The sequence below is a fragment of the Pseudoalteromonas rubra genome (assembly GCF_001482385.1).
GTDB classification, from domain to species: Bacteria; Pseudomonadota; Gammaproteobacteria; order Enterobacterales; family Alteromonadaceae; genus Pseudoalteromonas; species Pseudoalteromonas ardens.
The window spans coordinates 351,176-363,830 of record NZ_CP013611.1 but is presented as its reverse complement, the minus strand read 5'-3'; the positions used below and the strand labels follow the sequence as shown (position 1 = coordinate 363,830).

General features: G+C 42.3%; 10 protein-coding genes and 1 tRNA gene. 6 read left to right on the top strand and 5 right to left on the bottom strand.

All coding sequences use genetic code 11. The annotated features are described in order from the left end of the window. Positions 1 to 64: 64 nt before the first annotated feature. The gene (locus AT705_RS01580) at positions 65 to 1,555 is read right to left on the bottom strand and encodes a pyridoxal phosphate-dependent decarboxylase family protein (RefSeq protein ID WP_208856753.1); all 1,491 of its coding nucleotides are present in this window, start codon (positions 1,553 to 1,555) and stop codon (positions 65 to 67) included. Between the two features lie 437 nt (positions 1,556 to 1,992). Between AT705_RS01580 and AT705_RS01575 the strand changes: the two genes are divergently transcribed. From AT705_RS01575 to AT705_RS01565, 3 genes are all read left to right on the top strand, one after another. Further along, on the top strand, positions 1,993 to 2,796 hold the full coding sequence (locus AT705_RS01575; RefSeq protein ID WP_058795197.1) for a methyltransferase domain-containing protein: 804 nt from the start codon (positions 1,993 to 1,995) through the stop codon (positions 2,794 to 2,796). An 89-nt stretch (positions 2,797 to 2,885) separates the two neighbouring features. Further along, positions 2,886 to 3,791 carry a DMT family transporter gene (locus AT705_RS01570; protein WP_058795196.1) on the top strand — a complete coding sequence of 302 codons (906 nt, stop codon included), beginning with the start codon at positions 2,886 to 2,888 and terminating at the stop codon, positions 3,789 to 3,791. A 24-nt stretch (positions 3,792 to 3,815) separates the two neighbouring features. Beyond that, positions 3,816 to 4,235, top strand: coding sequence for a hypothetical protein (locus AT705_RS01565; RefSeq protein ID WP_058795195.1), 420 nt, complete (start codon positions 3,816 to 3,818; stop codon positions 4,233 to 4,235). Positions 4,236 to 5,699: 1,464 nt separating this feature from the next. Here AT705_RS01565 and AT705_RS01560 read toward each other — a convergent pair. After that, the gene (locus tag AT705_RS01560) at positions 5,700 to 6,512 is read right to left on the bottom strand and encodes a hypothetical protein (protein ID WP_082668888.1); all 813 of its coding nucleotides are present in this window, start codon (positions 6,510 to 6,512) and stop codon (positions 5,700 to 5,702) included. 598 nt (positions 6,513 to 7,110) lie between these two features. Continuing rightward, complete coding sequence (locus AT705_RS01555; RefSeq protein ID WP_335339062.1) at positions 7,111 to 8,181, bottom strand: hypothetical protein; 1,071 nt, start codon at positions 8,179 to 8,181, stop codon at positions 7,111 to 7,113. Positions 8,182 to 8,694: 513 nt separating this feature from the next. Here AT705_RS01555 and AT705_RS01550 point away from each other — a divergent pair. The 3 genes from AT705_RS01550 (at position 8,695) to AT705_RS01540 (ending at position 10,614) form a co-directional block, all read left to right on the top strand. Continuing rightward, positions 8,695 to 8,771: transfer RNA gene (locus tag AT705_RS01550), tRNA-Pro, on the top strand. 182 nt (positions 8,772 to 8,953) lie between these two features. Next, complete coding sequence (locus tag AT705_RS25125) at positions 8,954 to 9,106, top strand: hypothetical protein (protein ID WP_157576626.1); 153 nt, start codon at positions 8,954 to 8,956, stop codon at positions 9,104 to 9,106. Positions 9,107 to 9,762: 656 nt separating this feature from the next. Continuing rightward, positions 9,763 to 10,614 carry an alpha/beta hydrolase gene (locus AT705_RS01540; RefSeq protein ID WP_058795191.1) on the top strand — a complete coding sequence of 284 codons (852 nt, stop codon included), beginning with the start codon at positions 9,763 to 9,765 and terminating at the stop codon, positions 10,612 to 10,614. 329 nt (positions 10,615 to 10,943) lie between these two features. On the opposite strand, the gene AT705_RS01535 is transcribed toward AT705_RS01540, so the two are convergent. Together AT705_RS01535 and AT705_RS25120 are read right to left on the bottom strand one after the other, a co-directional pair. Then, a complete protein-coding gene (locus tag AT705_RS01535; RefSeq protein ID WP_058795190.1) occupies positions 10,944 to 11,939 on the bottom strand; it encodes a hypothetical protein in 996 nt (331 codons plus the stop codon). Between the two features lie 373 nt (positions 11,940 to 12,312). After that, on the bottom strand, positions 12,313 to 12,471 hold the full coding sequence (locus AT705_RS25120) for a hypothetical protein (protein ID WP_155946329.1): 159 nt from the start codon (positions 12,469 to 12,471) through the stop codon (positions 12,313 to 12,315). Positions 12,472 to 12,655: the final 184 nt, after the last annotated feature.

Here is a 12,655-nt window from a genome sequence, read left to right as displayed (position 1 = left end):
GAGATCTGCAAAAACGCACGTATTTTAAACCTGAAACCATACTAAAAGATTAACACTTGTCGCACTAGCACTCTATTCGACTTAGGTCTGAAGTGTGCTTGTTCTCTTGTTTTCCTGCTTTGTAAGCCACCATATCGGCCAGCAAGGACGATATTTTTTCCATTGATAAGCGCTGATTCATCACACACAAACGTAACACGGATTTCCCCTGATACTGGGTCGGTACCACAAAACCTAAGCCTTTAGACAACAAAGCGTTACTCCAATGTTCATAATCATTCTGTTGCCAATCGTTGCAGCTGATTAGTACAACGGTCAGATCCGTATGTTCTATCAGTTCCAGTGTTTTTGTGGCCTGGACTTGTTCACGAATTTGATGCGTCAAATCAAGTAGCTTGTTCAACGTATTTGCATACGCCTCTGTACCATACACACTCAGAGAAAACCACAAAGGGACACCTCTGGCCCGGCGTGATAAGTGCAGCGCATAGTGCATTGGGTTCCATTCAGCAGTTGCATTGATCTGATCCAAATAAGCAGCACTTTGCTCAAAAGCTGCTGGCACATGTGTAGGGTCACGATACAGTAATGCACAGCAATCATAAGGCACAAACAAGCCCTTATGTGGATCAATGATGACTGAATCTGCTAGCTCTATCCCGGAAAACTTCTTTTTTAACTCAGGAATACACAAAAATGCCCCACCATATGCTGCATCTACATGGAACCAAATATTCAGGTCATTGGCCAATCCACCCAGGCCAATCAAATCGTCAATTTGACCTGTGTTTGTTGCGCCAGCAGAAGCGACCAGCGCAACTATATCATCACCCCTACCTTGCTGGACGAGATCTTCAATGGTACGCTGTGCCGCTGCCGCGTTGAATTTACCCTCGGCATCAGCAGCCACTTGGATCACTTCTATATTGAGCACATAAGCACAGTTGACGATTGAGGCATGAGCCGTATCACAGATCACTAAGACTTCATTGTTACCCTGTAATTTTGAGCCGGAACGCTTGGACCTTGCAGCACTTCGCGCCGCAATTAGCGCGGATAAATTACCAGCCGTACCGCCAGATACAAAGCTACCACCGGCTTTTTCTTCAAAGCCAATAAGCTGGCAGAGCCAATCCAAAGCTTGGTTTTCTGCCCATATTAACCCGGCGCCACCTAACCACGCTGAACCAATCATACCAGTTGATGAGAGTAAGCCATCCATCAATGCAGCTGCTGGCGTCGGCGCGCTACCAACGTATGCAAGATAATCCTTGTGATTCGTTGGTATTCCCTGTTGAGAGAGCAAGCTAGCAAATGCCGCCAAAGCGCGCTCAACCCCTACACCCTGTGAACAAATTGAGTCTTCTGAATCACATAACTCAGCGACCTGGTGGCTGATAGACAGGTAGTCCTGCGGTTCGCTGAGCGCAGCGTGTTCAGCCATGACCAGTTCTTTCATTGTAGACATGATCAGGTCAATGTCCTGCTCGCTTACAGCGTCGCTGTTAATGGATGGCAACACTGAAGCAGCGGCCTTACTATGTGAGTCAGACAATTTAGGATCCTTTTAATCTCATCAGTTTCAAATGTGTACACTTGCTGACGAAGTAATCATCATGCAACATGAAAGCGCTTTGATAAACAGCACAAGGTGTATTGTTACGTTTTATGTACCACCATAAACGAGCACAATCATAAATCCATGCAAAATGATGCCGCGAGGATGCCGGGCATCCTGATTATGAAATATGATATTGGTGGTAGAAGGGAGCGATTTCGACTGTCCCTTAAACTGTGATTACTATGACATCAAATAATTCATAATGTAAAGCATGTACACAAATTATTTTTTACGATAGGGTAAATGCTCATTCCATTTATTTTAACATGTATAACAAGTGTGCTGCTAAGCAGCCTCCTTGCTTGGGCCCAGGCAGCCTTGAATGCTTAGTGATAGCGCTTTTTGTACACTGTACTTTAAGGAGAATAGACGTGGGTAAAATCTATCCATTCGGTTACAATGATGCGGCGGTGAACATCATGAAAACCCGTACCGCACAGGATAATGCAAAATTATTTTTAAACTATGCAAAACCAAATATGCACATTCTGGACGTAGGCTGTGGTCCCGGCTCAATTACGATTGGACTGGCTCAGGCATTACCTGATTGCCACATTATTGGTATTGACAAAGAAGGCTCTCAATTAGACATTGCGTCGGAAGCAGCATTGCAGCACAAAGTAGTTAACTGTTCATTCGAGCAAGCCAGCATTTTTGAACTACCCTACGAAAATGACAGTTTTGATGCAGTATACGGGCACACTATTTTGATGCACTTCAAAGAAGTTGAAGCAGCATTGGCAGAGATCCGCCGGGTATTAAAACCAGGAGGCTACATTAGTTTCAGAGAAGTGGACTTTGGTTCCAATATTTTCTACCCATCAGATAGTGCTTTGGCCGAAGTGATGGGCTTATTTAGGCGCTCTTTTTTCCACAATGACGCCAACCCGGATTTAGGACGGTCCCTCGCACACCTGCTTGAGCAAAATGGCTTTTCTGTCAAAGAGTTTAATATCAGTATGTCACAGGCTACAACCCTTGCTCAAAAAGAAGGAATGTACCAGTCAATGGTTTCTTTGTGGCAACAAGCTGAGTTTCCTGCTCAGGCCGTTGAACTTGGCTGGATAACTCAGGACCAACGAGATGCCATTCCCGCGCAACTCATTGCTGAAGCGAGTCAATCACATACGCTTAATTCAACCTGTTATGTAGAGGTCGTCGCAACACTGACCTGATAGTGTGACCCTAATCCGCCGGGCCGAAACCGGCGTCTCCGGGCTACTGGACACAACATAGTGAATGTGACAAAAAATAAGTGATAAAGATGAATACACACATCTTATTTGCGCTGTCTTTAGTGTTAACAGTGCAAATTTTAAGTACTTTAGGCACAGTGATCATCAAGTATATGGGAACGGAAGTCGCGTTTTTCCAACTCATCTTATATCGTCAACTGGCCTCAAGCCTGCTGGTCATTCCTTTTTTATATAAAATGTTTGGCGCATTGAAGCCACCAGCACACAAACGTATACACCTGCTCAGAGGCGTATTGATTGCTATCGGGAACATCACCTTCATGATTGCAATCGTCAATTTGCCGCTGTTGACGGTAACCGCTATCGTTTATCTGTCCCCGATCTTTCTGGTAATAATGAGCCACTTTGTGATCAAAGAGCAATATACCTTTCAAAAGCTGATGTCTGCGCTCGCCGGGTTTATTGGGATCTTAATTATCACCAATCCATCACAAATTAACATATATGGTTTCGTCGCACTGCTCACCGCCCTGGCATTGGCACTTAATAATGCCTGTATGAAGTACGTTGCACACAAAGAACACCCTCTCGAAACTTTATTCTGGTCAAATTTATACACCATTATTCTGATGATCCCCCTGTGTCTGTGGGAAGGTACGCCCGTTTCAGCACATTTGGTTTTCAATGGCGGCGCTTTAGGTGTGCTATATGTGGTTATGACATATCTGATTATTAAAGCTTACCAAATGTGTGACGCAAGTTTGCTGGCCCCGGCTGAGTACACCGGATTGGTATTTGCTTCAATCACTGGATATGTGCTGTTCTTTGAACCCACCTCCCCTGTTGCAGCAGTGGGGATCGTACTCATTATTTTATCGGTTCTGGCTCCTGCACGACTGCGTTCATCATCAGTTAAACAGGTTAACCAATTGCCATCAAACCCGACACCTGAAAACGACACAAACAAACTATAACCTCTATCAAAGGAAACTCAACAAATGACTAAAAACATTAACCCCTTCCATCTTATCGCGGCCATTCTCAGCACAATAATTGTCTTTTTGCATGGTGTATGGGGCGGAATAGATATTGCCGACCCCCTGCTCGCATCCAGTGCCATATCCGATACTGTCAAGTACGGCATGTATTACTGTTGGCATATTACCACCCTACAGCTTGTATTCATGAGCATTGCCTATCTGGCGTGTGCATTGAACGCGCATAACAGACTGTTTGCGGCAGGAACCTTGGTCTTTACTCTCTGCATTGCTGTGCTGGGTATAGCTATGGCACAGGTGTTTAATTTGCCTTTCGAGATTCTGTCTCAGGCATGGTTATTTGTACCAGTGTCGTTTTTTGGCCTGCTGGGCATCGTAAAGACAAATCGCACTTTATCAGCCATTCCCGCGGCGCAATAATCGCCTTCTTGATGCTAAGCCATCGACAATAGGTGGCTTAGCACATTCATAAAATCTAAACGCCAAATTGCCTTTCTGACCTAGCTTTGCACATAAACCCCAATCTCATCTGGCTATATACTGGTATCCACAGAGGTTAATTCGCTCTGCGCTTAGTCCAAATCTTCCCCCTAACCAAACTTCATCTATAAAACCATTATACTTTAGCCCTAGCCCTTAGTATCTCACCAATAGATGATTCATCAACGAAACAAAAAAGAGAAATATTTTGAACATAAATCACTTTAAAGTATCTGGATACCATGTTACTTTTTTATGGCTTATTTGTAATACCTGCTTTCACAATGTGTATTTCATACGGTAGGTATTCTATGTAATTTACAGTGTCGTTATCCTGTGATCCCTAGCAAATTGACAGAGGCATAGACTATGCGGACAAACGATGAACTGGTTAAGCTAGCCTTCAAAAGTGGATACTTACAAGGCGCATCCAACACCAGGGAAGGCATACATATAAAACTTGAAGAAGTGCAAAATCAATTTCTCAAGAAACTGAAGGAGGAGTACCCTACCATGGAAAATGCTTAACTCAATACTACTAGTGGGTAAAGCCAGTCGCGTAGTCTTTGACTATTAAGTGTGTAGTTTAGTGGATCTTTATAGTGCTTCAGACCAGTGCCGTTTCGATGGCCAACAAGGTCATAATTTAGCATTTTACCAGTGCAGCGTTTGGCTTATTCTTTTCTTTTGCATATAGCTTTGGCTATCTCTACCGTCTCATACCTATAATGTTGCATTTATTTCACGCCAATACTGTATACCACTTGAAATGAGCGCTTTTTGCGCTAGATCAATAAATAGATAGTTGTTACTTTTTCATGTAACAAAAGTATAAATGGATGAAACCGATTAGGTGTTAGTATCACACGCCAACCAAAACACCTTTAACAGAAGGCGAACAACATTGAGCCTAGAGGTAGTATAAGGGAAATTACGCTCTGGTGATGGCACAGTCTGCCATGTTAACTTACATATAGCGCAGCTCATGCCAGTTAAGTGTCTTAGGACACAAACAAAACATACTCTACTAATATTGAATATACTTCCGCCTGAAACCGGATAGGCTAGCTATACTCTATGACACCGATATTTTTTACCAAAAACGGTTAACCTCTTCAAGGTCATGGTGCCCTGTTAGCGCTGGTGTATTGCCTATTTTTGCATCCGAAACCTACAGCTTGGTTTAATCATCTTTTTTCTCCATGCGAAGCTTTAAAAGCTAGGCAGTTTTGAAGGCCAAAGCCTGCCTGCTATTTTGGTCAGATTAATCCACCATATAAAGACTAAATACCAGGGTTTATTTTGAGTTTTTTAACAACCTCGCCTTGCTCGTTACTTACATCGAAAACGCTGCGAAGCCCATTTTCAGGGCTCTCTTCTGACTTAGCTTTTTTCAAAGCCAGCTCAGTTAAATATGCGCCAGCCGTCTTCTTTAATGAAGAATGAACCAATAGTCTTTCTCAATGTATTAGCGCTTGGTATACCGTGCATTTTACGACAGTTGAAAATACATAAATCCCCTTCTTGAGGGTTAATTTCCAGGCTTTTGAACTGCTGAAGAAACGCCAGAGCTCTGCCTTCATCCTTTTCATGCATCGCAATAAATTCATCCAGTTCTCCACGGCTTTCAGGCAGATAATCCCAGATCCTAAACCCGGCTGTATTTGTTGTATTTTCAACAGTAAGAAATGCGGCCGTTTGCAAACAGTTTTCCTTTACTGGCCAACAATTACCAGCATGTGCATAAGAAATAGAATTTGCATGCGGTGTAAAGCTAAAATGTTTCCCGGTCGACGGCGGGTACTCACACTGAGATGCGATACGCATTTCCAGGTCCTGATCACGCTCCAGTATTCTGACATTTAACTCTCGTTCAAAGAAAGTATAGTAAGGTGTTTGCCTGAGCCCAGAATTGACACCTTTCGCTGAATTAAAATATCGCTTTGGTCTTGCGTTACACTCACTACCCAGGGCTCGCTGTGACTTGCTGGATGTTGCCTCTTTGTTCCTGCTACCAGTATAGTACTCAGGCCTGTTCAAACCGAGTTCACTTTGCCTCTCCCACCAAAAATCAACACTTTCCTGAGCTTCAACTCGCATCAGGACCACATCGAACTCGCCCCCGTGAACAAAATTGAATGCGTGTTCTAAAGTTAATATATCGACTTTCTCCGCACCCGCTATATCAAACATTCTTGCTAAATACTCTTTCTTCATTCCCTCAACCCCTTCGTGAAAAAAGCTATCGTTATTACATACTCTGCGCGTCGCAAACTTAGGGTATACGTTTGCCTACACGCCCAGTTCTCCCTCCTGAACGCAGTATAACGGCAGATCTCACCCGTGAGATCTGGCGTTATACTGCAAATTCACTACTTCTCATGTATAAACTACGCAATTAGAATTAACATAACCTGTACATTCCTCTCAACTTGCTCAAATAACAACATGCAGGATTAGCGCGTATCAACAAGCGAGCTTAACAGGTTATATTTTGTGTTCAGAACATACAGTGAGCTCCGGCTTTGCATCTATTTAAGTTATGACGTCACGCCAAATGCACCCAGACAAACGTACTCAGTAAAGATACAAAAAGTCAGAAAAACAAACGAATTAACGACATCGTACAAGCTGTATGTTTTTCGAACAGAAACAGCGTAATACAGTAATAGGTAGGGATCTAGTGTTAATCAAGTTAGACATTTGTCTTATTGATTTTATAAAATAAAGAATATTTCAAGCTGAATTGTGTACGTCAAAATACTGAACGACTAATAGCCAGCGTCAATATGGAGTGTCTCTAAAGAGTCTCAGATCAGCCCTGCGACTGATCTTGATTTAAATATTGACTCAACTGAACCAACGCAGAAGAAATGCTCGCATGATCTTCCCAATCCACTGTTTGCCAGTTAACACCACAGTCGATTTGTGTAACATCACTGGTTAATAGCATCTTCAGCGCCTTAGCTGAGCGAATTGGCTCAAGCTTATACATATCAGTGGCGGGTTTACGCACCTGATTTTTACCTGTCATCCGCGCATAGATTGTTTCAGAAACAGTCTGCTTGTCTATAGCATTCAGCGCTTTTCTGCCCTCAGCAAGCTTAAATTCAGATTCAATAGTAATCACTATTTTTTTCGCTTTTCGAAAAGATAAAGAGTTACCTTCTTCATAAGCTTTGACCACACTTGGGTAACGGGTAAGCACATTATAATTGTCATAGGCTCCCATGGAGATCCCCAGGTTTGCTGCCACTTCTTTTATAGTAAGTGCTCTTTGCCCGGCGCCTTTACGGGCCTTGTTAAGCGCTTCAATCTCACTTAGCGCATTTTGAAATGCCTGTAACTTTCCATACTGAGGCAGATCTTCACGACTTGCGTTCTCCTGAAACTGCTTAACCTTAGTAAATAACGGCTTTCTGTCATAAACCTTGAACTGTTCGTATGAATCATACCCTTTTGCATACACAAGCGCAAAAAATCGTCTATGGCCGGTCAGAATTTGAAAATCCCCGCTGTCGAGCGGATAAATCGTTGGTACCTGGATCATTTCGCATACGGCAATGTTATCACCTAACTCAATAATGGTATCTACGCTCTTTTGCGCTTTGCTCCATTCCTGAGAGCCATATTTCATGCAGTTTATGATGCAACTTTTACCAATAATCACACGTTCTTCAGCTTCGTACTTATCAACCAGCTGCCGCTTAGATAAGCGCTTTTCTATGAACAACCTGGCGTCTTCGTCTGAAATAAACACGGAAGGCAAAAAGCGACCGTTAGTTGGATCTGGTCTGACCTTACTAAGAAAAACGGATTGGTACTCAAAAGATTCACTATGTAACGGGTCTTGATTGTTGACGACACTTACAAAAATTTTTTCCATCTTATTCATTGCTAATCATACCTATACAAAGCACTTTTTCCGTTTAACAAAAACAGTAAGTACGAACGACATTACAGGCGTCATGTACAACACCTGTGCATCGATTGTTTAATTTATTTTTATTATTTAACTTAAACATTGAGTAGAAAAATTCGCTTGAACCTAAGAACAAACATGAGCATACAATATTCCATATTTTAAAACATTGATAGAACGCAATCAACTGGAGGTTTGCTCAATATCTTCATATTGAATACAAATTCATAACATTTGCTTCAAAGTTATAGTCGCGTTCATGAAATAGTGCAAGCATGCTTTTGCCCTACATTGTTGCCATTCTGCCTCACTCACGCATTAATTTCTTAATAACATCAACTGGCGCCTTTTCAGCAGCCAACAAATTGTTACTGAACGCTTTAAAGGTGATGAAAGAAACAGCGTGGCTAATAAACATCCAAACGAGTTGGTGGGGTGTTGCCTTTCTGATAAAAATCATTATAGTGGCAACCAAGTCGGCATATAGCGCAGCTTGGTAGCGCACTGTCATGGGGTGTCAGGGGTCGCAGGTTCAAATCCTGCTATGCCGACCATTCTTCTCCCCCTTCACGCTTATCTTATTCGTAAAATCAATTTTAACTCTTTCTTTGATCTCTCATGTGGTTAATACTCTGTGCTGCTTCTTGCACTTAACTCGCGTTATGTTTGACAATTTGCTCTTTTACTGACATTAATGAATTTGACTTATTTTAAATAAAAGGTTAAAGGAAATTAAATGAAATCACTTAAAGTCAAAAAAACAAAACTCAAAACATTGGTCAATCAACAAAAATCTCTGCCTAATGATGCGACACCGCACGTTGGGGGAGGCATAACCCCCGTTACGATCACTATTACTATCTCTATTGAGTATTGCACTGAACGATAAATCGCATTAATTTATGTCGGGTAAGCCTATATGAAGGCTACCCTTAACTAAACCTAACGAGTACCAATCTTAAGATACACCTGCGTAACGGTAATCCACAGCACAATAACCAAAGTAAACCCAGACAAAGATTTAGCAAATTGACGCAGTCAGAATCGGTGTTCACCGTGATTTCTACTTCCCTTTCACAACCGTCTAGCAAAGTTATCACTACCATTAAAAGAACGGTCGTGCTATAAATACACTTAAGATAACATTTTGCACGTCGCATTTTAGTAGCAGCAGTTGCTGAATTTGCCAATGAAGCATTTATACGAGGTGTGATTTTGCCAGCCCTTTCAGATAGAAATAGGCATATAAAACATGGAGTTTAGTTCTAATTTATATTCAGGAAAAGACGCTTTTGAATGCCATAGTCTGTACCTGAGTGCGCAATTGTATCACTCCATGAATGGGCAGGATAAGAGTACAAAACGACTCAGACTCGGTGCCGCGTTTAAACCGTAACTGGTGTGAGAATGGCTGACTCCAGCGCAACTTGAGCAAAAAAAAATAACGCACAGGCTGATCATTTTCAGCTTTTTTGAACACATTAATAGCATGACCGCTCGTTTTCAATTCAACGGATGATGGTATTGCTTCGCAGAGGAATAAATATGAGTGACAAAATTTACTTTAAATCAGACAGCAGGTTTAATCTCAAAAAACATATGCTCAATGTGATGACTCGCGCACATCATAGAGTCGCTCCCAGACATGCAGAAAAAACCGCGATTAAATTACTACTCACACCGGTGCGGGCTAAGCCAAAAAATACGGTACCAAGTGATATGATTGAAGAAAGTATCCCATCAAGAGAAGGGTTACTTAAAACATACCGGATGGGAAGCGGACCCGTTTGGGTATTCACTCATGGCTGGTCTGGCAGTGCCAATCAGTTCTTTCCATTGATGCAATACATCGCACAGCAAGGTTATACCGCTTTGGCCTTTGATCATCCGGCTCATGGCAGCAGTGAAGGTTCAGTGGGCCACCTGCCCGCTTTTGTGTCTGGGCTGGAAGCTGTGCTGGAGAGCACAGATCAGGTAAAAGGTGTTATAGCACACAGTATGGGCTGCGCAGCCGCAATTGAATGTAAACACCCCACGCTTATCAACAAACCACTGCTGTTGATTGCACCTTTGTTAGATTATGTCAGTAACTTATTTGGCAGTATTGAACGTTCAGGCTATTCAATGCGCTTGTTTCGCTCCGTCGTCAGTAAAGTTGAAAATGAATACAACTATCCAATGGCATCAGTCGATCCATTTGAGAAGTTGAAAAACAAAACGGCCCCCTGCATTATCGTCCATGATAAGCATGACAAATTCGCGCAGTTTGCCGTATCTAAACAAGCAGCCACTAAAATGCCTAAGGTCAAACTCATAGAAACGCAGGGTCTGGGGCATGGCCGAATTTTACAGAGCCAACAAGCACAAGAAGCATTTGACGAATTGATAACCGCATAGGTAGTAAAACTTGCCCTGCCAGATGTTGTCTCTTTATGTGCGCAGGGCTATAAGCGCCCTTTAAAAAAGCTCTGTTTTGATTCAAACCTTCCTGACTTAACACGGGTAATCCTGTACTAGTTTCACCATAATTTCGTGCCTTGTCTTTTGTTTTGCACAATATCACCAGACAGAGGCATACGAAAATACGCCAATATCTTTGCAGTAGCGAGGTCAACGACGCGTTATTTTAGAGTTTAAAGCCAAGACCTGATCCCTTGCCTGTCGATATAAATCTGACAACCCCCTCACAAACTTATTGTAAAGGGGCGGTCAATATGATCACCGTTTTATTTCCAACCCAGTAGCCACTTTATCCATGACCAAAACGGTGAAGGTGGTGAAGGATCCCACTCTTCTGCTTTTTGAGGTACTCCCCAATCCTTCACAAATCCGACTGAATGCTCAATAATAAAATTGACCGTTTCTGCTTTTACTTCTTCATGGTAAGCCGCCACTTCTTTAAAAATAGGCGCATCCGGGTTACTAATAGGGTTAAACGGGCCTGTCCCTTTTATCTCCTTACCAGTGAAATTATCCACGTACCGGTAAAAGGCCGATGCATTATTTGGATTTTGGGTCATGTCCTTTAATTCAATTTGCCCAAGACGCCACTGTAACGACTGCCAGGCAGACAGGGTAATAAAGGCCACAAACTCATTCTTACGATCTTCATGATGTTTTTTATGAACATTTCGATTTAACAAGTCATGCCACCAGCTTGCACGGATCACCATATTTCTGTTTGCCAGCTCCAACGCGCAAAATGGCACGATATAGGGTAGCGCATAAAAAATCGCTTCTCCATCAACTTCGTCTGAGTCCCCTTTTTTAAGGCTTGACTGGATACTCTCGAACTTCTCAACAAACGTATCCGTCAGATTATTTAACTTGTTAAAGCGTTGCCCACCACGAAAATCATTGGCCTGCCTAAAAACTTCCGTAACCCCGTTGTAATGACCTTTAATGTCATTCAAATTTGCTTCAAGGATACTCCTGTGAATGGCATCATAAACACGCTCTTTTATTTCAGCCCAGATATCCAATTTGCGTTCAGTCAATACACCTATGATTGCAGAAAGCGCGCTACCAACATAGGGAATTGCAGAGATCCCGGCAAGGGCCAGGCCCCGTGCCATATCTTCAAACTTTTGTTCTACTTCGCCTTCTGGTGCCGCGCCCAGCAACATTACCTGGCCGTCTACCTTGAGTTCAAATTCAGGCCCTTGCCCATCAAAGTCCGGCTCCGGACCTTCTGGTTTTTCATTGTCGTCTTGCATCAACATAACACTCTCCATATATTATCGTTTGAAATACAACCTGTAACATTCCACTGTTGAGTGTATATCGTGTCCATAGGTACAGCAACCTAACGCAATCGGTGCACGTTAAGTTTCTTCACACACCATCTCGTTCATCTGTGAATACAGGACAATTCTTGACTCTAAATAGATGTAAAACACAGTAATGACTGACATCGTTTAGAAGGCCATGATGCTCAAAATAAAGTTAGACTTACATAAAGGTGAGGTCGATATAGGACGCTGTACAATGTAGTGACAGTCCAACTTGTTTGCGAATAATGGGCTAACACAAGGGGTGAATATAGGTTTACTTTGAAGCCATAAAGCCCGGACTGATCCGGGCTAAGCTGCCTTATCAACAGATATAAGCTGTCGGACAAAACACGGGAGCAGTGTGACACGCACCATAGTCTTTACTGTAAGCACTGGCACCACCTGCAATTTGATTAGTTTGCTGTGCATTAATGTTTTTGCCGGGACTGAGCGTTTTTAATTTAACCTTTTTAAGTTTCATGTTGTTTCCTGTTGTAATGCTTTAATTGTTTAATCGACTGATGATTAAGTCACAATTATCTGACTATGCTCATCAGTTAAACAATGTGTTCAAATTAGCAACAAACATCAAGCAATTTTACCCGCTTTATCTGTGTATTATTTTAGGTAACTGTTTTTTAGGTTATTTGTGATATTGAACTTTT